The organism is Xanthomonas sp. WHRI 8393 (assembly GCF_040203315.1).
GTDB lineage: Bacteria > Pseudomonadota > Gammaproteobacteria > Xanthomonadales > Xanthomonadaceae > Xanthomonas > Xanthomonas arboricola.
The window spans coordinates 1141714-1162464 of the sequence record NZ_JBEGGL010000001.1 but is presented as its reverse complement, the minus strand read 5'-3'; the positions used below and the strand labels follow the sequence as shown (position 1 = coordinate 1162464).

At 66.4% G+C, this 20751-nt stretch carries 23 protein-coding genes; 18 read left to right on the top strand and 5 right to left on the bottom strand.

Annotated elements, in window-relative coordinates:
• The first annotated feature begins 17 nt into the window (after window positions 1-17).
• The 4 genes from ABQ137_RS04940 (at window position 18) to ABQ137_RS04925 (ending at window position 3783) form a co-directional block, all read left to right on the top strand.
• Window positions 18-959 (top strand): LysR substrate-binding domain-containing protein, encoded by a 942-nt coding sequence (locus tag ABQ137_RS04940; protein ID WP_024940621.1) that lies wholly within the window; start codon window positions 18-20, stop codon window positions 957-959.
• Window positions 960-1412: 453 nt separating this feature from the next.
• Entirely contained in the window at window positions 1413-1835 is a 423-nt protein-coding gene (gene rnk, locus ABQ137_RS04935) for a nucleoside diphosphate kinase regulator (RefSeq protein ID WP_054591346.1), read from the top strand.
• A gap of 75 nt (window positions 1836-1910) precedes the next feature.
• Window positions 1911-2876, top strand: coding sequence for a transaldolase (gene tal, locus ABQ137_RS04930; RefSeq protein WP_039530548.1), 966 nt, complete (start codon window positions 1911-1913; stop codon window positions 2874-2876).
• Between the two features lie 337 nt (window positions 2877-3213).
• Complete coding sequence (locus ABQ137_RS04925) at window positions 3214-3783, top strand: type 1 glutamine amidotransferase family protein (protein ID WP_184516279.1); 570 nt, start codon at window positions 3214-3216, stop codon at window positions 3781-3783.
• 330 nt (window positions 3784-4113) lie between these two features.
• On the opposite strand, the gene msrA is transcribed toward ABQ137_RS04925, so the two are convergent.
• Both msrA and ABQ137_RS04915 read right to left on the bottom strand, forming a co-directional pair.
• The gene (msrA, locus tag ABQ137_RS04920) at window positions 4114-4764 is read right to left on the bottom strand and encodes a peptide-methionine (S)-S-oxide reductase MsrA (RefSeq protein ID WP_024938252.1); all 651 of its coding nucleotides are present in this window, start codon (window positions 4762-4764) and stop codon (window positions 4114-4116) included.
• Window positions 4765-4846: 82 nt separating this feature from the next.
• The gene (locus ABQ137_RS04915) at window positions 4847-5362 is read right to left on the bottom strand and encodes an SgcJ/EcaC family oxidoreductase (protein ID WP_024938253.1); all 516 of its coding nucleotides are present in this window, start codon (window positions 5360-5362) and stop codon (window positions 4847-4849) included.
• Window positions 5363-5486: 124 nt separating this feature from the next.
• Here ABQ137_RS04915 and ABQ137_RS04910 point away from each other — a divergent pair, with 124 nt between their 5' ends.
• From ABQ137_RS04910 to ABQ137_RS04900, 3 genes are read left to right on the top strand one after another with little or no spacing between them, the layout of a single operon-like run.
• Complete coding sequence (locus ABQ137_RS04910; protein ID WP_184516277.1) at window positions 5487-6194, top strand: helix-turn-helix transcriptional regulator; 708 nt, start codon at window positions 5487-5489, stop codon at window positions 6192-6194.
• Entirely contained in the window at window positions 6191-8101 is a 1911-nt protein-coding gene (locus ABQ137_RS04905) for an ATP-binding protein (protein WP_184516275.1), read from the top strand. The genes ABQ137_RS04910 and ABQ137_RS04905 overlap by 4 nt, the downstream gene beginning before the upstream one ends.
• Complete coding sequence (locus ABQ137_RS04900) at window positions 8098-8562, top strand: response regulator (protein WP_024938256.1); 465 nt, start codon at window positions 8098-8100, stop codon at window positions 8560-8562. Before ABQ137_RS04905 ends, ABQ137_RS04900 begins: the two co-directional genes overlap by 4 nt.
• A gap of 141 nt (window positions 8563-8703) precedes the next feature.
• Here the strand turns inward: ABQ137_RS04900 and ABQ137_RS04895 are convergent, their stop codons facing one another.
• Window positions 8704-8934 carry a putative signal transducing protein gene (locus ABQ137_RS04895; RefSeq protein WP_016900736.1) on the bottom strand — a complete coding sequence of 77 codons (231 nt, stop codon included), beginning with the start codon at window positions 8932-8934 and terminating at the stop codon, window positions 8704-8706.
• Window position 8935: 1 nt separating this feature from the next.
• Complete coding sequence (locus ABQ137_RS04890; protein ID WP_102254739.1) at window positions 8936-9577, bottom strand: glutathione S-transferase family protein; 642 nt, start codon at window positions 9575-9577, stop codon at window positions 8936-8938.
• Window positions 9578-9819: 242 nt separating this feature from the next.
• Between ABQ137_RS04890 and ABQ137_RS04885 the strand changes: the two genes are divergently transcribed.
• From ABQ137_RS04885 to rlmM, 6 genes are all read left to right on the top strand, one after another.
• The gene (locus ABQ137_RS04885) at window positions 9820-11559 is read left to right on the top strand and encodes a glutamine--tRNA ligase/YqeY domain fusion protein (RefSeq protein WP_349781381.1); all 1740 of its coding nucleotides are present in this window, start codon (window positions 9820-9822) and stop codon (window positions 11557-11559) included.
• Between the two features lie 217 nt (window positions 11560-11776).
• Window positions 11777-12706 (top strand): DMT family transporter, encoded by a 930-nt coding sequence (locus ABQ137_RS04880; protein WP_046345772.1) that lies wholly within the window; start codon window positions 11777-11779, stop codon window positions 12704-12706.
• A 40-nt stretch (window positions 12707-12746) separates the two neighbouring features.
• Window positions 12747-13019, top strand: coding sequence for a hypothetical protein (locus ABQ137_RS04875; protein ID WP_144422643.1), 273 nt, complete (start codon window positions 12747-12749; stop codon window positions 13017-13019).
• Between the two features lie 175 nt (window positions 13020-13194).
• Window positions 13195-13611 carry a hypothetical protein gene (locus tag ABQ137_RS04870; RefSeq protein ID WP_080689359.1) on the top strand — a complete coding sequence of 139 codons (417 nt, stop codon included), beginning with the start codon at window positions 13195-13197 and terminating at the stop codon, window positions 13609-13611.
• Window positions 13611-14171, top strand: a complete 561-nt coding sequence (locus ABQ137_RS04865) for a nucleoside deaminase (protein WP_024938261.1) — start codon at window positions 13611-13613, stop codon at window positions 14169-14171. The genes ABQ137_RS04870 and ABQ137_RS04865 overlap by 1 nt, the downstream gene beginning before the upstream one ends.
• Window positions 14172-14207: 36 nt before the next feature.
• A complete protein-coding gene (gene rlmM / locus ABQ137_RS04860) occupies window positions 14208-15251 on the top strand; it encodes a 23S rRNA (cytidine(2498)-2'-O)-methyltransferase RlmM (RefSeq protein WP_039530562.1) in 1044 nt (347 codons plus the stop codon).
• A 311-nt stretch (window positions 15252-15562) separates the two neighbouring features.
• Here the strand turns inward: rlmM and ABQ137_RS04855 are convergent, their stop codons facing one another.
• A complete protein-coding gene (locus tag ABQ137_RS04855) occupies window positions 15563-16672 on the bottom strand; it encodes a Gfo/Idh/MocA family protein (protein WP_046345768.1) in 1110 nt (369 codons plus the stop codon).
• A gap of 259 nt (window positions 16673-16931) precedes the next feature.
• Here ABQ137_RS04855 and ABQ137_RS04850 point away from each other — a divergent pair, with 259 nt between their 5' ends.
• From ABQ137_RS04850 to ABQ137_RS04830, 5 genes are all read left to right on the top strand, one after another.
• Window positions 16932-17834 carry an SMP-30/gluconolactonase/LRE family protein gene (locus tag ABQ137_RS04850; RefSeq protein WP_126966997.1) on the top strand — a complete coding sequence of 301 codons (903 nt, stop codon included), beginning with the start codon at window positions 16932-16934 and terminating at the stop codon, window positions 17832-17834.
• Between the two features lie 81 nt (window positions 17835-17915).
• Complete coding sequence (locus ABQ137_RS04845; protein ID WP_016900745.1) at window positions 17916-18638, top strand: hypothetical protein; 723 nt, start codon at window positions 17916-17918, stop codon at window positions 18636-18638.
• A gap of 203 nt (window positions 18639-18841) precedes the next feature.
• The gene (locus tag ABQ137_RS04840; protein ID WP_039530569.1) at window positions 18842-19237 is read left to right on the top strand and encodes an EF-hand domain-containing protein; all 396 of its coding nucleotides are present in this window, start codon (window positions 18842-18844) and stop codon (window positions 19235-19237) included.
• Between the two features lie 145 nt (window positions 19238-19382).
• Window positions 19383-19856, top strand: a complete 474-nt coding sequence (locus tag ABQ137_RS04835) for a MarR family winged helix-turn-helix transcriptional regulator (protein WP_024938266.1) — start codon at window positions 19383-19385, stop codon at window positions 19854-19856.
• A gap of 34 nt (window positions 19857-19890) precedes the next feature.
• Window positions 19891-20718 carry a p-hydroxycinnamoyl CoA hydratase/lyase gene (locus tag ABQ137_RS04830; protein WP_046345766.1) on the top strand — a complete coding sequence of 276 codons (828 nt, stop codon included), beginning with the start codon at window positions 19891-19893 and terminating at the stop codon, window positions 20716-20718.
• Window positions 20719-20751: the final 33 nt, after the last annotated feature.

The window sequence follows — 20751 nt, the reverse complement described above, 5'->3', positions numbered from 1 at the left end:
AATGAGGGCTGCTGCACATGAATCTGCGTGACCTGAAATATCTGGTCGCCCTGGCCGACCACAAGCATTTCGGCCGTGCTGCGACGGCCTGCTTCGTCAGTCAACCGACGCTGTCCACACAGATCAAGAAACTCGAAGACGAACTCGGCGTGCCGCTGGTGGAACGTGCGCCGCGCAAGGTGATGCTGACCCCGGCGGGCCGCGAAGCGGCGATGCGCGCGCGCGGCATCGTGGCCGAAGTGGAACAGATGAAGGAAGCCGCGCGGCGCAGCCAGGATCCGGAAGCCGGCACCGTGCGGCTGGGCATCTTTCCCACCCTGGCGCCGTATCTGTTGCCGCATGTGGTGCCGCGGATCCGCGAGCGGTTCCCGCGCCTGGAACTGCTGCTGATCGAGGAAAAAAGCGATCAGCTAGTGCACCAGCTGCGCGAAGGCCGGCTGGATGCGGCGCTGCTTGCACTGCCATTGCAGGATGAGCAGCTGCATGCCGAATTCCTGTTCGAGGAACCCTTCGTGCTGGCCGTGCCGGAAGGCCATCCGCTGTCGCGTCACGACAGCATGACGCTGGACGATCTGTCCGAGCAGCGGCTTTTGCTGCTGGAAGATGGCCACTGCCTGCGCGAACAGGCGCTGGATGTCTGTCATCTTGCCGGCGCGCTGGAAAAATCCGAATTCCAGGCCACCAGCCTGGAGACGCTGCGCCAGATGGTGGCTGCCAATGTCGGTGTGACCTTGCTGCCGCTGCTGGCGGTCAAACCACCGGTCGCGCGCTCGGAGAACATCCGCCTGATCCGTTTCCGCGAAGACAAGCAGCCCAGCCGCCGCATCGCCATGGCCTGGCGCCGCAGCTCAGCCATGACCGCGTTCCTGGAGCAGCTGGCGCAGTTGTTCAAGGAGTTGCCGGAGAGCCTGTTTACGCTGGACCAGCCGGCGACTGGGCCTAAGGCGGTTGCGGCCTGAGGAATCGGGAATCGGGATTCGGGATTCGGGATTCGGGATTCGGGATTCGGGATTCGCAAGATCGTTTCATGGCTGCGGTTGCTTGGCGGGATGTTTTTTCACCTGTTCTCGGACAGAAGCGACGCGCAAGCGTCGTTTTTTGTTTGGTGGGTGGTTACGACGCGATGTCTCTGGACGCACATGGCGGTTGTGGTGTCATTGGCACGTGGTGGACTCCCAAGAGGCACTTCAAGTCAGTCGCTGGGTGATGGCAGATGGCACGCACCTGGGCGCTGCAGCGCTGCCTGCCTGATGCGCTGGCCACGGCCCGTCACTCGCGGTGCCGCGCCGGCCTCGCCCGATACCTGCCGTGCACTGCGCCATCTCGCCATGCATTGCGATCGGGCAGCGGCGCCCTCATCTGGGCAGTGAGGCTTGCCATGTTGGCGGGCCGTCATCGTCAAGGAGATTGCCATGACTTCGCAGCACCACAGCGGCTTGCCGCCGTCCATCCTGGTTTCCAGCCACGACCTCGCCCGGCTCGAGGCCCTGCTCGATTCCCCCGCTTTCAACAAGCACCCGGCCGCCACCGCGCTGAGTGACGAACTGGGCCGTGCACGCGTCGTGCCGCCCGACCAGATTCCCGGCGATGTCGTCACCATGCACTCCCGCATCGATTGCGAAGATGAGCTGCATGGCGAACGACATACGCTCACCCTTGTGTATCCGCACGAGGCCGATGTGCAGCACGGCCGCATCTCGGTGCTGGCGCCGGTCGGCACTGCGCTGCTCGGCCTGTCGGTCGGCCAGAGCATCGACTGGCGTACGCCCGACGGGCGCGACCTGCGTCTGCGTGTCAGCGCCGTGCACGATCAACATGCCCTGGCCGGCGCCTGACTTCACACGCCAGGCGCGCTACCGTAGCGCGCTGCGTCCTATCCACGACCCGTTCCACGATTCGAGAGAACCCGCATGACTGCTCCCTCCAAGCTTGCCCAGTTGCGTGACCTGTCCGTCGTCGTTGCCGACACCGGCGACTACGACGCCATCAAGCGCCTGAAGCCGGTCGACTGCACCACCAATCCCACCCTGGTCAAAAAGGCATTGGATCTGCCGGTGTATGCCGACCTGATCGAGCGCGAGCTGGCCTGGGGCCGCGAACACGGCGGCGAAGACCGCACTAGCACCGTCAACGAAGTGGCCGACCGCCTCACTATCGGCGTCGGCGTCAGGCTGGCCGAGCTGGTCCCCGGCCGCGTCTCCACCGAGGTCGATGCCGACCTGGCGCACGACACCGAGGCGACCATCGCCAAGGCGCGCAAGTTCATCGCGATGTACGCCGAGCGTGGCGTGTCCAAGGACAAGATCCTGATCAAGATCGCGGCCACCTGGGAAGGCATCGAGGCTGCGCGCCAGTTGCAGCGCGAAGGCATCGACTGCAATCTGACCCTGATCTTCAACCGCTCGCAGGCGCTGGCCTGTGCGGAAGCGGGCGTGTTCCTGATCTCGCCGTTCGTCGGCCGGATCCTGGACTACTACGTCGCCCAGGGGCAGACCCCGGCCAGCATCGACGAAGACCCGGGCGTGGTGTTCGTGCGCACGGTCTACAACGAGTTCAAGCAGCGCGGCTCGTCCACCGTGGTGATGGGCGCCTCGTTCCGCTCCACCGCGCAGATCGAAGCCCTGGCCGGTTGTGACCGGCTGACCATCTCGCCGGAGCTGCTGGAAAAGCTCGACGCCGAACACGGCGAACTGCCGCGCAAGCTCTCGCCTGCGCAGGCCGACAACGCGCAGATCACCCCGATCGACAGCGACAGCTTCGCCACCGATCTGGCAGCCGACCCGATGGCCACCGAAAAGCTGGCCAGCGGCATCGACGCCTTCGCCAAGGATCTGCAGGCACTGCGCAAGACCATCACCGACAAGCTCGCCGGCTGATTGCAGCACCGCGGGTCGCAGTACCAACGCCTGCAGCCTGGTGGCTGTGGGCGTTTTGGTTTTTGCAGTCTGGCTGCGCAGCACACAATGCAGCCACGACGCGTAAGGCAAGGCCCTCGCGATGCTGGCATTGGAAACTGCTGCCGGCCTGGGCCGCCGTACTTTTCAGGCATCGTCGAGCTTGTGGACGCATCGACGCTGCGCAGCCGCCACCAAGCTGCCATGCGCGCGTCTTGGCCTGAGCGGCGCGCGGATCTGCGTCGCTCTCCACGCGCCGCTTACACCCGCGCAAGCCGCACTGCCTAGAATCCGGGTTCCTCAACTGGCGTAGCGGACAATGGCAAACATTGCAGTGGTGATGGTCGACGGCGTGGCCGATTGGGAGATTGGCGTTGTCCTGCCGGCGGCGCGCGAATGGTTCGGCGACCAGATCGCCATCGCCAGCATCGATGGTCAGCCGGTGCAGTCGATCGGCGGGCTGCGCATCACCCCGGACTTCGCCCTCTCCGATCTGGCGCCGCTGGATGCCGATCTCTGGATCCTGCCCGGCAGCGAGCGTTGGCAGGCCGGCGAAATCCCCGGCCTGAGCGGCCTGCTGGTCGAGCGCGTGCAGCACCAGCGCCCGGTCGCGGCGATCTGCGGCGCCACCATCGCCCTGGCCTATGCCGGCCTGCTCGACCAGCGCGCACACACCAGCAACGCGCTGGCCTTCCTGCAGGAACACGTGGTGCCGTATGCCGGTGCTGCGCAATACCGGCACGAAAAGGTGGTGACCGCCGATGGCGTGATCACCGCACCCGGCACCAGCCCGGTCGGCTTCGCGCTTGCCTGCATGCGACTACTGCATCCGGAACGCACCGACATGCTCGCCCAGCTGCGCGGCATGTTCGCCGGCGAGTTCGTCTGATCCGGTGGATTCCGGCACGCCTGGCGCATTGGCTGCACTGACTGGATGCAGTGGGTCGCCGCACCGATCCATTGCACCGATTGGCGGTCAGGATTGACCGCAATGATGCGCCGGGCCGGTTCGCCGCTCGGCCACCCGCGGTGGCGGCGGCGCAGCTTACGCGCGCCGCAAAAAAAGATGGCCACGCCGTCTCCGGCGTAGCCATTCAAGTTGCCTGGCATGCACTCCCATGCGCTGCCTGATCGTGATAACGCTGCCGGTCACTGTTGGCCATCGGCACGCCGCCACGATCACGTGGATGACAGCGCTTCAATCCGGCCCGCCTTTCCGTCAGGCATCCAGCCCGATCGGGCAGCTCACTCCCGTTCCGCCAAGCCCGCAATAGCCATTGGGATGCTTGGCGAGATATTGCTGGTGATCGTCTTCGGCGTAGTAGAACGTGGGCGCCGGGAAACGGATCTCCGTGGTGATCGCGCCATACCCGGCGGCGTCCAGTTGCTGCTGGTACGCATCGCGGCTGGCAAGCGCGGCGTCGTATTGCGCCTGTGTCGTGCAATAGATCGCCGAGCGGTATTGCGTGCCGACATCGTTGCCCTGCTGCATGCCCTGGGTGGGGTCGTGGCTTTCCCAGAACGTGCGCAGCAACTGTGCGAACGACACCGACGCTTCGTCGTACACCACCAACACCGCTTCGGTATGGCCGGTCTGCCCGGAACACACTTCGCCGTAGGTGGCGTTGGGTGTCTCGCCGCCGGCGTAACCCACCGCCGTGGTGTACACCCCTGGCAGGTTCCAGAACTTGCGTTCTGCACCCCAGAAGCAGCCGAGCCCGAACTGCACCTGGGCCAGGCCGGTGAATTCCCCGCGCAACGGATGGCCGTTGATCAGGTGGGTGTTGTGGAGCGGTAGTGCCTGCTCGCGTCCGGGCAAGGCCTCGCCCGGACGTGGCATGCGTTGTTTGAAAGCGCCGATTCCCAGCATGGTGCAACTCCGCAATCGTGAGGATTGCCTGCTGGATGGCGCCGGCCGTAGCGGCTTTCAAGCCACTGCGGTCAATGCGGCGTTACTTCCTGGTCACCGAGGCGGTGGCGGTGTCCACTTCCGGCATCGCCGAGCTGTGGTGATTGATGATCAGCCACTTGCCGTCGCGCTTCTCGTACACGAAGGTGTAGCGCGCCTGCACGTCGGTTTTCTTGCCGTCCTTGTCGGTCAGCGTGAAGGTGTAGACACCCGCATCCACCGCGCTGTCGTCATCGAGCACACGCACGGTGCGGTAGTTGACGACGCCCTGCGGCTTCTTGGTCAGGAACATCTCGAAGTACTTTTCGATCTGCTCGCGCGAGGCGCGGACCTCGTTGGAGACCGTCGGCAGCAACACGCCGTCCGGGGCGTACAGGTCTGCCACCTTGTCCGGATTGCCGGTAGCCAGTGCCGCGTTCCAGGTGTCGAACAGCGCGGCGACTTCGCGTTCTTCGCCGCCGGCCGGCAACGTGGCCTTGTCGGTGTAGTGCATCACGCCGCCAGCCAGCGCCGGGGTGGCAGCCAGAGCCAGAACCAGAGAGAACAGAGTGCGACGCATGGGAAATCTCCGTGTGGTTGAGGGGGTTGCCGCATCGGGCAAGCGCAGTATCGAAACCAAGCGGCCCCAACAATTCTGCCGACTGGCATATACTCAAATATGCTGATCGGCCTAGAGCGAACTCATGGAAACCCCTACCAATGCTGGCGATTGGCGCCTGACGCTACGCCGCGAAGCATCCGACAGCGCACGCTGGCAGGCGCTCTGGGAAGTCGCGGTGGCGCTGCGTCAGGCACAGACGCCGGAACAGACCTGCGACGCGGTACTGGGCCGGGTGCTGCTGTTGCTGGGCCTGGAAGATGGCGCGGTGCTGGCACAGCGCGGGCCGCGCGCGCAGGTGCTGGCCAGCCGGGGCCGCGCATTGCCGCCCGGTGCCAGCGCAGCCGGCGACAGCCATGAAGCGGCCTGGCTGATGCCACCGCGCCCGGCCGATATCCGCGAGGCCAAGGTGCCGATCCAGGCGCTGGGCAGCACCCTTGGCATGCTGTGCGTGGCCTGGAACGACACCCGTCCCGCCCCCGGCAACGACGATGTGCAGGCGCTGCAGGCCTTCGCATTGCTGCTGCCGGCGATGGTGGCCGAACCGGCCAGACCGCTCGCCACGCGTCGGCGCAAGCCGGTGCAGGACGACCGCCTCACCGCGCTCAGCAAGCGCGAGAAACAGGTGCTGTCCCTGCTGCCGCGCGGCCTCACCAATGCGACGCTGGCAGCTGAACTGGGGATTTCTCCCGGCACGGTCAAAGTGCACGTGGAGCGAATCCTGCAGAAACTTGAGGTAAAAGATCGCACCCAGGCCGCGGTGTACGCGGTCCAAGCCGGACTCGCGCTATGAATGCAATGGCGGTGCGTTGGAACGATTGGCCGATCACCCGCAAGAGCCTGGCGGTGGTGACCCTGCCCCTGCTGCTGCTGGCGGTGGCCCTGATGGCGATCTACAGCGTGGAGCGGCAGAACATCGCCGCCGAAAACGATGTGCGGCAGACGCTGGAGGTGTTGAGCGATCTGTACGAAGCACACGCGCTATTGGCCGAAACCGCGGCCGGCGTGCGCGGGTATCGGCTGGTGCGCCGCGATGAATTCCTTACCCCGTACCGCGATGCCGAGCCGCGCCTGCAACGGGTGGCCGAGCGGCTGTCGCAACGCATCACCGACCCGGGGCAGGCGCAACGGTTTGCGCGCATCAAACCGTTGTTTGCGGAAAAAATGCAGGGGTGGCGCCGGTTGCTGGCACCGGATCTGAGCCGCGAAGAAGAGATCCGCCAGCTGTGGGACGGCAAGTACAAGCTCGACATCCTGCGTGCCGAACTGCGCGAACTGCGCAATTACGAAACCGCGCAATTGCAGCTACGTACCGCCAAGGCGCAGGGGCTGCGCCAGCGCAATCTCATCATCACTTTAAGTGCGGCGATGCTGGGCGGCCTGGGCGCGGTGTTCGCGGTGGCGTGGTTCGCCTCGGCGCTTTCCGGGCGCCTGCGCACGCTGGCCGCCAATGCCGACCGGCTGGGCGAAGGCCTGCCGCTGGCGCCGCAGCCGCGCGCCGGCGACGAGTTGGGCCAGGTCGGCCAGCGCCTGGCGCAGGCCAGCGAACTGCTGGCCGCACGTGCCGCCGAAGCGCAACTGGCACGGCGCGAGGCAGAAACCGCCAACCGCGCAAAGACCGAATTCCTGTCGCGCAGCAGCCACGAATTGCGCACGCCGCTCAACGCGATCCTGGGCTATGCGCAGGTGCTGGAAATGGATCTGCCCGAGCCCGGGCATCGCCGTCATCTGCAGCATATTCTCGGCGCAGGCCGGCACCTGCTGGGGCTGATCACCGAGCTGCTGGACATCGCGAGGATCGAAGCCGACCAACTGGATCTGAGCCCGGAGCCGATCTCGGTGCGCGCTGCCGTCCACGAGGCCTTGGGCCTGATCGCACCGGATGCGGACAAGCACGGCATCGCGCTGCAGCCGGCTGCCATCGACGGGCCGTGGACGGTGCGCGCCGATGCGCAGCGACTGCGCCAGGTATTGCTCAACCTGCTGTCGAACGCGGTCAAGTTCAATCGCACCGGCGGCCAGGTGCAGGTGAGCGCGCGGCCGGATGGCGAGCAGGTGCGCATCACGGTCGCCGACCAGGGCGCGGGCCTGACGCCGGCGCAGATCGAGCGGCTGTTCACGCCGTTCGAGCGGCTAGGTGCCGAGCGCTCGGCGGTGGAAGGCACCGGCCTGGGCCTGGCCCTGAGCAAGCGGCTGATCGAGGCGATGGGCGGGCGCATCGGCGTGGACAGCAGCCGCGATGGCGCGCGCTTCTGGATCTCGCTGCCGCAGGGCGAACCGCAACGCAGCGAGCCGGCACGCGCCATCGTGCCGCCGAGTAACGCGGGCACGGGCGTGTGCCGGCTGCTGAGCATCGAAGACAACCCCTCCAACCAAGCCCTGATCCGCACCCTCAGCGAACGCCGCCCGCAATGGCAGCTGCTGGAAGCGGCCAGCCTGGCGCAGGCGCGCGCGCTGCTGCAGCACGGCGTGCCGGATCTGATCCTGCTGGACCTGCATCTGAGCGACGGCAACGGCGAAGAACTGCTGCGCGAGCTGCAGGCGCAGCCGGCCACCGCCGGCGTGCCGGTGGTGGTGATCAGTGCCGATGCCACCACCGCTACCCTGGCGCGCGTCGGCAATCAGGGCGTGCGCGCGTATCTGACCAAGCCGCTCGATGTGGCGGAATTCTTCACTGTGATCGACGGGCTGCTGGCATGACACGCGACGAAATCCTGGGTTCCCGCATCCTCATCGTCGACGACGAGCCGGCCAATGTGCGGCTGCTCGAAGACCTGCTGCAGCGCGAGGGCTTCCAGCAGGTCATCGCCACCACCGACCCATTGCGGGTGATGGGGCTGGTGTCGGCATTCGCGCCGGACCTGATCCTGCTGGATCTGAAGATGCCGGAACTCGACGGCTATGCACTGCTGGAACAGCTGGCGCGGCTGTCCGATCCCGGTCACTTCCTGCCGGTGATCGTGCTCACCGCCGACCCCAGCCGCAGCGCGCGCCATCGCGCCCTGGGCTTGGGCGCCAAGGACTTCCTGACCAAGCCGCTGGACACTTTCGAGGTCGCGCTGCGGGTCTGGAACGTGGCCGAAACCACGGTGCTGTTCAAACGCCTGCGGGCGCTGGCCGCACCGGATGCGGCGCCGCCAGGGTGGCGCCAGCCGGAATGACGCGCGCACATCGTAGGAGCGCACCCGGGCGCGACCGGAGCTTTGCCGATAACACCAGCGCAGAAGCGCCGCCGGGCGCGACGTGGCGTTTATCGGCACCGCCTCGGCGCGCCCGGGTGCGCTCCTGCGACGGGCGCTGCGCTACAGCGCGCGGGTGACCTCGCCGCACAGGCCGATCTCTGCCAGTACCGCCTGTGCCTGGCTCAGGTGCAGGTCGGCCACGCAGACCTGCAGCACGCCGAAGGCAGGCAGTTCCCCGGCACCGCCCAAGAGCGACTCGCCAAACACGAAAGCGGTGATGCCGGCATCCTCCAGCGCGTGCTTGGCCAGATGCGCGTCGATGATGTGACTGGCGCGATACGCGATCTGCATGTCAGCCGCGCTCCAGGCGTTCGCGCGCGGCGTCCTGCTTCCACTCGCGCAGTGCCGGCAGCGCATCCAGTGCGGCCAGGTAATCGCCGGCAGCCTCGAACAACGGCACGCCGTAGCTGGCAAAACGCAGCGCGACCGGGGCGAACATCGCATCGACGATGCCGAAATCGCCGCACAGGAACTGCCCGGCATGGCCATGTTCGGCGCGCAGGCTGGCCCACAGCGCCTGGATGCGGGTGATGTCGCGCTCGGCAGCCGCGTCCCAGCGGGCCGGGCCAGGCGCGCGGGCCAGGTTCATCGGCAGCTGGGTGCGCAAGTCCACAAAGCCCGAGTGCATTTCCGCCGCCGCCGCGCGTGCCTGCGCCCGCACCGACAGCTCGGCCGGCCAGCCGCGGCCATCCAGCCAGCGTTCGTTGACGTATTCGCAGATCGCCAGCGAATCCCAGACATGCAGGGTGTCGTCCCATAGCACCGGCACCTTGCGGGTGGGCGAATAACCGGCGATGCGGGCCTGGAATTGCGGCGTGTCCAGCGGCAGCGCGATCTCTTCGAACGGTACCTGGAAATGCCGCAGCAGCAGCCACGGGCGCAGCGACCAGGAGGACAGGGTCTTGTCGCCGATCACCAGGCGGGGCAAAGGCATGCGTGGGGCACTCCGAAGGATCGCCGCAGCGTACGCGCCGGCGGCGGTGCCGGCCAGCCCGCTGTGCCGCCTGCCGATGGCAGCCGGCCTGGCTGCGGCCAGCCATGCAGGCCCCGGCAGCAAGGCGCTTGCGCGCAGGACCACCGCGCGCAGGTGGCGCGCGATGGCCGGCCCCGACACGCCGCCTACCCCTAACCGGTGCCACCGCCTAAACTTGCGGTTTACCTATTGCTGATGCGCGCATGTCCGAGACCCTAGCCACCGACGCCACCGCCCCGGCGGAGAAGAAAGACTTCATCCGCCAGATCGTCCGCGAGGATCTGGCCAGCGGCAAGCACACGGTCATCCGCACCCGCTTCCCGCCCGAGCCCAACGGCTATCTGCATATCGGCCACGCCAAGGCGATCTGCCTGGATTTCGGCCTGGCCGCCGAGTTCGGCGGGCTGTGCAATCTGCGCCTGGACGACACCAACCCGGCCAAGGAAGACCCCGAGTTCGTGGTCGCCATCCAGGACGACGTGCGCTGGCTGGGGTTCGAGTGGGCGCAGCTGCGCCACGCATCGGATTATTTCCAGGTGTATTACCTGGCCGCGGAAAAACTGATCCGCGACGGCCATGCCTTCGTCTGCGACCTGTCCGCCGAGCAGGTGCGCGAATACCGCGGCACGCTGACCGAGCCCGGCCGCAATTCGCCGTTCCGCGAGCGCAGCGTCGAGGAAAACCTGGACCTGTTCCGGCGCATGCGTGCCGGCGAATTCCCCGATGGCGCACGCACCCTGCGCGCCAGGATCGACATGGCCAGCGGCAACATCAACCTGCGCGACCCGGCGCTGTACCGCATCAAGCATGTCGAGCATCAGAACACCGGCAATGCGTGGCCGATCTATCCGATGTACGACTTCGCGCATTCGCTGGGCGATGCGGTGGAAGGCATCACCCATTCGCTGTGCACGCTGGAATTCGAAGACCACCGCCCGCTCTACGACTGGTGCGTGGACAAGGTGGACCTGGCCGCGCATCCGGAGCTGCTGCAGCCGCTGCTGGACAAGGGCCTGCCGCGCGAGGCCGCCAAGCCGCGCCAGATCGAGTTCTCGCGCCTGAACATCAACTACACGGTGATGAGCAAGCGCAAGCTCACCGCGCTGGTGGAAGAACAGCTGGTGGACGGCTGGGACGACCCGCGCATGTACACGCTGCAGGGCCTGCGCCGGCGCGGCTATACGCCGGCGGCGATGCGCCTGTTCGTGGATCGGGTGGGGATCAGCAAGCAGAACTCGCTGATCGATTTCTCGGTGCTGGAAGGCTGCCTGCGCGAGGATCTGGATGCGGCCGCGCCGCGCCGCATGGCCGTAGTCGACCCGCTCAAGCTGGTGCTGACCAATCTGCCGGAAGGCCACAGCGAGACGCTGAGCTTTTCCAACCATCCCAAGGACGAATCCTTCGGCACGCGCGAGGTGCCGTTCTCACGCGAGCTGTGGATCGAGCGCGAGGATTTTGCCGAAGTCCCGCCCAAGGGCTGGAAGCGCCTGGTGCCCGGCGGCGAGATCCGCCTGCGCGGCGCAGGCATTGCGCGCGTGGACGAGGTGATCAAGAACGACGCAGGCGAGATCGTCGAGCTGCGGGGCTGGCTGGATCCGGAATCGCGTCCGGGCATGGAAGGCGCCAACCGCAAGGTCAAGGGCACCATCCATTGGGTCAGCGCCACACATGCGGTGGAAGCGGAAATCCGCCTGTACGACCGCCTGTTCTCGGTGGAGAAGCCCGATGACGAGTCCGAGGGCAAGACCTACCGCGACCATCTCAACCCCGAGTCCAAGCGCAGCGTGCGCGGCTATGTGGAGCCGAGCGCGGCACAGGCTGCACCCGAGCAGTCGTTCCAGTTCGAGCGTACCGGCTACTTCGTTGCCGATCGCCGCGACCATAGCGCCGCCACGCCGGTGTTCAACCGCAGCGTGACCCTGCGCGACACCTGGGCCAAGTGAGTCAGACCGCGCCGGATGCCAGCCATCCGGCGCGGGAACGGCAGCAGGCAGCCGCAGCGAGGCCTGCGGTAATCGGCGCATCGCTGGTGGTCAGCGCGCGTGATGCAGCCAGCGGGGACGGCGCCTCAGAGCGGTATCTTCCGAGTTGATGAACAAGCGCAATGGAGACTGCGTGCCGCACTTCGTTGCATGCTGCATGGCATGAAGGAGCAGCACGATGCGTGAGCGCTTGATGGTGGGTGTTGCCTGCGGCATCGGCGCAGGTGCGTTATGGGGACTGGTGTTTCTGGCGCCGCAATTGCTGGCGGCGTTTACGCCGTTGCAACTGGCCGTGGCCCGTTACCTGTCGTATGGCGCGGTCGCAGCCCTGGTGCTGGCACCGCGCGCGCGCCAGACCGCTGCGCGGCTGGGGCGCACCGAATGGTGGGCGCTGGTGCGTCTGAGCCTGCTGGGCAACCTGATCTACTACGTGCTGCTCAGCAGCGCGGTGCAGTGGGCCGGCAGTGCGGCGACCGCACTGATCATCGGCCTGCTGCCGGTGGTGGTCACCGTGATCGGCACGCGGGCCGCAGGCGCGGTGCAACTGCGACGCCTGGCCGCGCCCTGCGTGTTGTGCGTCATCGGCGTGGCGCTGGTCGCCCTGGACACCTTGCAGCACGATGCCGCTCACCACGCCAGCGATCGCGCCACCCGCATCGCCGGCCTGCTGTGCGCAGTCGGTGCACTGGTGTCGTGGTCGGCCTATTCCATCGGCAATGCGCGCTGGCTGCGGCGGCGCCCGGACCTGTCCGGTGGCGATTGGTCGCTGCTGACCGGTGTGGTCACCGGCGCATTGGCGCTGTTGTTGGCGCCGGCCGCACTGATCGGCAGCGCGCCACATGCGCCGATCGACTGGGCCAGTTTCTGGGGTATTTCGCTGTTGCTGGGCATCCTGGCCTCGGTGATCGGCAACGCCTTGTGGAACCGGGCCAGCCGGGTGCTGCCGCTGACTTTGGTTGGCCAGATGATCGTATTCGAGACGATCTTTGCGTTGCTGTACGGCTTTGCCTGGGAAATGCGCCTGCCCACGCCACTGGAACTGGCCGCCATCGCCTGCCTGCTGGTCGGCGTGCTGTGGTGCGCAGCACTGCATGCGGAAGCGAAATGACGCCGGCACCTGATGCACGCAGCGGCCTAGATTGCAGGCTGTGTCCGCCAGCAACGCCGCCATGTGCCTCCCACAACCATGTCCACGCCCGCCTGCAAACACGCTGCGCAGCGCGGTGTTTTCCCTGTCGTTCGGCCTGGCGGCCTGCTCGCCGCAGCCACCGGTCTCGAACGCGGTGACCCCGGCCGAGGTGTTCTGCACGCTTCTTCCGGGCCGGCCAGATGACGATCTGCCCAGCGATCGCCGCGACGAAAGCATGCAGCAACTGGACCTTGCCACGCGCTGCCAGCGGGCGCTGCGCAGACAGCGTTGACTGCGGTGAACTGCAGGCGTGTTGCGGTCACCCGCCGCGCCCCGGCCAGGGTTGTCAGCCGCAACGCGTGCAGGGCCTGGATCGCGGGCTTTTCCGTAGCTGATCCAGCGCGCGCCACATTCCGCGCATCCGGGGCTTACCATGGCCGCTCACCTGTCCTGATCGGAGCGGCCGCATGTCCCGTCTTTTGTCCCGGTGTCTGAGCACGCTGTTGCTGCTGGCCTGCCTGGTGTCGATCGGCTGCGTGGCCGCACCACCGGCCGATACCGCCGCGCCGCCTCCGGCGACCGACTCGGCAAGCGGCCCGGCCACCGGCAAACCGGTCACCGTGACCACCACCTGCCGCACCGACGCCGATTGCACGGTGAAGAACGTGGGCAACTGCTGCGGCGCCTTCCCGGCCTGCGTCAACGTCAACAGTGCCACCGACCCCAAAGGCGTGATGGCGCAGTGCCAGGCCAGCGGCATGATGAGCGTGTGCGGCTTCCGCGAGATCAGCGCCTGCCAGTGCGTGGCCGGGCAATGTGCCGCAAAGGACGCCCAGGCCGATACACTGCGCCCCGCTCCCCCCTCTACAGAAATGGTCCACTGATGCTTTACGCGCAAGTCCACCTCACGCTGCCCGACTGGATCCACGCGCATGTCGACGACAGCCGCGCCTATCCCAGCGACGAGGACAAGGTGGCGCTGGCAATCGAACTGTCGCGGATGAATGTGCAAGAGCGCAGCGGCGGCCCGTTCGGTGCGGTCGTGTTCGGCCCGGACCACCGCATCATCGCCGCAGCGGTGAACCGCGTGGTGCCGCAGACCACCTCGCTGGCGCATGCCGAAAACATGGCCTACATGCTCGCGCAGCAGCGCCTGCAGACGCCGCGCCTGAACGATGTGCTGTCGCCGGTAACGCTGGCCACCTCCGCGCAGCCGTGCTGCCAGTGCTACGGCGCCACGGTGTGGGCCGGCATTGACCGCCTGCTGATCGGCGCACGCGCCGAAGACGTGATGGCGCTGACCGAATTCGACGAAGGCCCGCTGCCTGCCGACTGGGTGGGCGAGCTCACCCGCCGCGGCATCGAGGTAGTGCGCGACGTGCATCGCGACCAGGCCTGCGCGGTACTGCGCAACTATGGCGAGGGCGGCGGTGACCATTATTGATCTGCCCCGCAGCGATCGCGCACGCCAGGCACTGCGATGAGCGGCCTGCTGTGTTACTGCCGCCAGGGCTTCGAGCCGGAGCTGGCCGCCGAGTTGAGCGCGCGCGCCGCATTCGTCGGCATCGCCGGCTATGCGCGTACCCAACGCAACGACGGCTATGTGCTGTTCGTCTGCGATGAGGCCGCACAACTGGCTGCCAAGCTGCACTGGCGCGAGCTGATCTTCGCGCGGCAGAAGCTGGTGGTGATTGCCGAACTCAAGGGCATCGACCCCAAGGACCGCATCACGCCGATCCTGGCCGCACTGGAAGGCCAGCCGCGTTTCGGCGATCTGTGGGTGGAACACCCGGATTCGGACGCGGGCAAGCCGCTGGCAGGGCTGGCACGCAGCTTCGGCAACGCCTTGCGTCCGGCCTTGCGCAAGGCCGGCCTGCTCACCGACAAGCCGCAGCCGCGCCTGGCACGGCTGCATATCTGTTTTCTCGATGGCGACCACGCCTTGCTGGCAGTGGCCGACAGTGCCGACAGCGCGCCCTGGCCTCTGGGCATTCCACGTTTGAAGCTGTTGCCGGAGGCGCCATCGCGCTCGGCGCTCAAGCTCGACGAAGCCCTGCTCACCCTGCTCGCGCCGGACGAACGCGAAGCGCTGGTCAAGCCCGGCATGCGCGCCGCCGACCTGGGCGCAGCCCCCGGCGGCTGGACCTGGGTGCTCACCCGCCAGCACGTGCATGTCACCAGCGTCGACAACGGCCCGCTACGCGAGCACGTGCTGGAGACAGGCCTGGTCGAGCATCTGCGCGCCGACGGCTTCCATTGGAAGCCTGCGCAGGCACTGGACTGGATGGTCTGCGACATGGTCGAGCAGCCGCGCCGCGTGGCCGAACGCATGGCCACCTGGATCCGCGAAGGCTGGTGCCGCAACACCATCTTCAACCTCAAGCTGCCGATGAAAAAGCGCTGGGACGAGACCCGCCTGTGCCTGGACCTGTTCGAGCAGCAGGCCGAGAAATCGCTGATCGTGCGTGCCAAGCAGCTGTATCACGATCGTGAGGAGATCACGGTGTTGGCGATGCGGGGTTGAGAGCGGGGAATCGGGAATCGGGATTGGGGAATCGTAAGAGCTGGGATTCGGGATTCGGGATTCGGGAATCGTAAAAGCGCGGATTGGTGGCGTTGTTATTGCGGTGGGTGCTGGCGGGTATCGCGGGAGCTGGTGTGGTGATTCACCTGCGCCAGTCGCACTGATGGCAATCCGGCGTGATTGCTGGGTAGCCGCTTTTTGGTAGTCGACTGCACGGCCCTTGGGGATTTCATCGTGGCAGGCTGGTGCGCGCCAGCCTGCTCGCTTCGCTTCGGCGGGCAGCTCCGTCGGTTGACGGAGCTTAGGCGCGATCAGAGCACGATTCGCTTGCTGCCCTCGCGGGCCGAGCGGTAGATCGCATCGACGATGCGGATGTCGCGCAGGCCTTCTTCGCCGGGCGCACGCAGCGGGGTGCCGTTGATGATCGCCAGCGCGTCCTCGTCCATCTGCAGTGCCTGCTGGTGCGGCACCTTGGCGTCGAACACGCGCCCGTCGCTGGCCTTGCCGGTCACGCCCTGGTAGCTCTGGAACGGCGACAACTCGTACCAGCCGCGTTCGCATTCGGCACGCAGCACATTCATGTTGTTGCCGAAGCTGGTCTTGCACTCGGCACGCACCGCGTTCGGAAATTCCAGGGTGAAGTCCATATGCTCGTCGACTTCGTCGAACAGCTCGGGGCGATCGGTCCAGCGCTTGGCGGTCACGGCCAACGGCTCGCTGCCCACCGTGTAGCGCGCGGCGTTGAGCGGGTACACGCCCATGTCGTACATCGCCCCGCCGCCGAACTGGGAGCGCAAGCGCCACGGACGATCGGCCTTGGTCGCATCGTGATAGCCGTTGTACCCGGCCTCGGCGCGCACACGCTGCATCGCGCCGAACGGTTTTTCGCTGGCCATCGCGATCAGGCGACGCGTGTTGGGTTCGTGCTGCATGCGGTAACCGATGGTCAGCGCCACCTTGTTGCGCTTGCACGCCGCGATCATCGCCTCGCATTCGCCGGCATGCATCGCCATCGGCTTTTCGCACCAGACGTGCTTGCCGGCCGCCGCCGCGCGCAGCGTCAGCGGCGCATGCAGATGGGTCGGCGTGACGATGTACACCACGTCGATGTCGTCGTTGTCGGCGATCCGGTCGAAGTTCTCGTAGTTGTAGACGTTGCGGTCGGCGATACCGTACTTGGCCTGCCACTGCGGAATCTTCGCGGGCGTGCCGGTGACGATGCCGGCCAGCCTGCAATGCTTGGTCAATGCCAGGCCCGGCGCGAGCTGTTCGCTGGCATAACTGCCCAGGCCGGCCAACGCCACGTTGAGCGGCTTGCCCGGCTTTTTCTTCGGCAATGCCCAGCCGGGCGCAGCAAGCAGGATGCCTGCACTGCCGAACGCGGCGAGCAAACGGCGACGTGTGATCGATTCCACGGACATGCAAACCTCCTTGGCAAGATTGAGAGCGGCTGACACCATCGCATGCGGTCGTCAGCGACGACGACACACTCGCACGGAGTGTCAGTGGGTACATGCCGCACCGCGCCCACTCACACTGCCCGCAGATGGGCGCAGTGCTGCTGTTGGTCGCTCGTCGGCCAATGCTGCCCGGGCACCTTACTTGATCGTGCGTGATCACCGCCATGGCCGCTGCGCACGTTCTGGCACACTGGCAACGATCCCATCTGGAGCATGCCGCATGACCGCTGTCGTCCGCCGCCGTTTCCTGCCGTTGGCGTTGCTGTTGTCCAGCTCGCTGGCGACCGCTGCCGATGCGCCCTTCGTTGCGCGCGACCTGATCGGCGACGGCGCCTTCACCCACAATGCCGAAGGTCCTGCCGCCGGACCGGATGGCGCGCTCTATGCGGTGAATCTGGGCAAGGACGGCACCATCGCGCGCATTGCCCTGCACGCCGATGGCAGCGCCAAGGCAGAGGTCTTCGTGACTCTGCCCGAGGGCAGTACCGGCAATGGCATCCGCTTCCGCGACGGGACGATGTACGTGGCCGACTTCACCGGCCACAAGATCCTGCAGGTGAACCTGCAGACGCGTGCGGTCAGCACCTTCGCCTCGCTGCCCGACGCCGACGGCCCCAACGATCTGGCGATTGCGCCCGATGGCAGCTTCTATGCAAGCGACCCGAACTGGAAGGACAACAGCGGCCGCCTGTGGCACATCAGCCGCGAGGGCGTCGTCGCGTTGATGGAATCGGGCATGACCACGCCCAACGGGCTGGACGTCAGCCCCGACGGCAAGCATCTCTACGTCAACGAAAGCATGTCGCGCAAGGTGTGGGTATATGACCGCGTCGACGGCGGCCTGCGCAACAAGCGCCTGCTGATCAGCTTCCCGGACTTCGGCATGGATGGCATGCGTTGCGATGCCGACGGCAACCTCTATATCGCCCGCTACGATGCCGGGCAGATCGCGGTGGTCTCGCCGCAGGGCAAGTTGCTGCGCACGGTCGCGTTGAAAGGCCGCAAGGCCAGCAACGTCGCGTTCGGCGGCACCGATGGCAAACAGGTGTTCGTCACCTTGCAGGATCGTGGCGCAGTTGAAACGTTCAGGTCCGATCGTCCGGGCCGCGAAACCGGACGCTGAAACTGCTGCGCGCGTCGCAACGGTTCTCAGGTCGCGCAACAGCGTCCTGGCATCCTGCAGGTCACCCGTGGAGGACTCCCCATGCAACCGATCGAACTCAAGGACGCGGCTGCCTTCGGCAACGAATTCCTGCGCCTGACCCTGCTGCAGGGGTTCCAATCGCTGACCAAGCGCGATCTGGAATTGCTGATCTTCGTGCTGCTCGAACGCGACGGCGCGATCTCACGCAACAGCTCCAACGCGATGGTCGCGCTGCAGCTGCGGGTGACCTCGGCCAAGGTCAAGGCGCTGCGTCGCGACGGCTATGCGCGCTGGCGCTCGCTGGTACCCGAGGAAGGCGACGCGGCAATGCAGCGCATCGTCGCCAACGTGCTCACCGAAGACAACCTGCGCTCCGGTGCCAAGCACGTCAGCGAGCGTAGCCGCAAGGAAGGCTTTCTGGCGGTACGCATCGAGCACCCGGACGATGCGCAGCAATTCGAACAGGCCATCCTGGATGTGGGTGCCTTGCCGGTGTACGAGCGCAATCGCGAAGTGGTCGCGGTACGCTTCGACACGCTGCTGAAAGTTGCCGAGCGCTGGGGCTATCTGCAACCGGATCCGCAGGCCACCGTGCGCGAACTGCAAAAGCTCACGCCCACCGCCGAAGAAGTGGCGGACCTGTTGAAGAAGGACATCGCGCAGGTGCGTTGGGAAGACGTACGGCGCGCGCTCAACAGCCTGGGCGCCAAGGCCGTGGCCAGCACTGCCGAGGGCGGTCTGAAGGGCTTGTTGAAGATCGTGTTTCCATTCATCCCCGGCTGAGCCGCTTTCCCGGGTGCAGCGTGCGAGGTAGCGATGCAGCCATTGGCTCCGGATCCCATCCCGGTTGCCGATGCCGCATCGCGCACGCCGCACCGTCAGCTAGTGCATGCAGGCACTGTCGTCAGACATCGAGCGCACGTTGCACACCTCAGGACGCCCGACAGCCTCTATGCTTGCGGGCTGTTCCACATCAGGGGGATCTGATGACCACCGTTCGTACCGTTTCGTTTTCCGTATTGCTGCTACTCGGCGGCCACGCGCTCGCGCAACAGGCGCCAACGCCGGCCAGCAGCATGCCGCTGATCGATGTGCCCAATGTGATTCGCACCCAGCCGCTGTCCAGCGGCGAGGTCACCCATCAGGCCCAGCTGGAGCGCCCGCGCGGCGAGTCCAGCGTGATCGTGCGCTCGATCCAGCCCAACAGCGTGGTCGGCAGCTACCGCATCGACTTCCAGGCCATGGATACCGATGGCGACGGCAGCATCAGCCGCGCCGAGGCACAGGCCAACCCGGCACTGGCCGATGAATTCGACGCGCTCGACACCCAGCACAGCGGCCACCTGAGCCGCGAACAGCTGGCCGGCTGGCTGATCCAGTAAGGCATTCGGCAGCATCGCAAACAGGGCCGCGCGCGTCCGCGCTACGCAGGCGCGCACGGCCCTTCGTTTATGACCGCCACAACCTCTTGCAGTGCCCGCTTCGGTCGGCTAGATTGTATTTAACGGATACAATTTGGATGGATCGATGAGCGCTCGCCTGGCCCTTGCCGCAGACCTTGGCTATCAATTGCAACTGGCGACCCTGGCCTCCAGCCACGCCGCGCGCCAGGAACTGGCCGAACTGCATCTGACCCCGGCGCGCGTCACCGCCTTGATCCACATCCGCGACCAGCCCGGCTGCGACCAGACCGAACTGGGCAACCGCCTGCTGGTCAATCGCGCTGCCGGCATGAAGATCGCCAACGCACTGGCCGAGCAGGGCCTGATCGAGCGCCTGGCCGGCCGCGACCGACGCAGCAAGGGCCTGTACCTCACCCCGCTTGGCGAGCGCACGCTCGGCACCGCCCAGGGCTGCCTGGCGCGGGCGGTCGCGCGCACCTGTACCGGCCTGCAGGCCAGCGAGCAGCAGACCTTGTTGCGCCTGCTCTGCAAGTTGAACGCCAGCGCCACGTTGGAACGGGCAAACGTGCCGGACGCCGCGCTCGCCGAAGAACTGTGATTTCCACTCTGTACCGACTCGAAGGAGACGCCGCTTGAACGAGCATGACGTGGTATCGGTCCGCATCGAAAACCGCATTGCCTGGGTGAAGTTCGCACGCCCCGACAAACGCAATGCGATGAGCCCGGCGCTCAACCGCCGCATGATGGACGTGCTGGACGAGCTGGAATTCGACGACAACGTCGGCGTGCTGGTACTCGGTGGCGAAGGCACCGCCTGGTCGGCCGGCATGGACCTGAAGGAATATTTCCGCGAGACCGAGGCCCAGGGCCTGCGCGGTGTACGTCGCTCGCAGCGCGAATCCTACGGCTGGTTCCGCCGCCTGCGCTGGTACCAAAAACCCACCATCGCGATGGTCAACGGCTGGTGTTTCGGTGGCGGCTTCGGGCCGTTGTTCGCCTGCGATCTGGCGATCGCCGCCGATGAGGCGCAGTTCGGCCTGTCGGAAATCAACTGGGGCATCCTGCCCGGCGGCGGCGTCACCAAGGTCGCGGTGGAACTGCTGTCCATGCGCGATGCGATGTGGATGACGCTGACCGGCGAGATGGTCGACGGCAAGAAGGCCGCCGAATGGCGCCTGGTCAACGAAAGCGTGCCGCTGGAACGGCTGGAAGCGCGCACGCGCGAGGTGGCCGAGCTGCTGCTCAGGAAGAACCCGGTCGCGCTGAAGTATGCAAAGGACGCAGTGCGCCGCGTCGGCACCATGACCTACGACGAAGCCGAAGATTACCTGGTGCGCATGCAGGAAGCAGCCAATTCGTTCGACAACAACGCCCGCAAGGAAGGCATTCGTCAGTTCATCGACGAGAAGAGCTACAAGCCCGGCCTGGGCGAATACGACCTGACCAAAAACAGCGCCTGAGCACGTCCTACGGCGCCTGAAGCGATGCGTGCA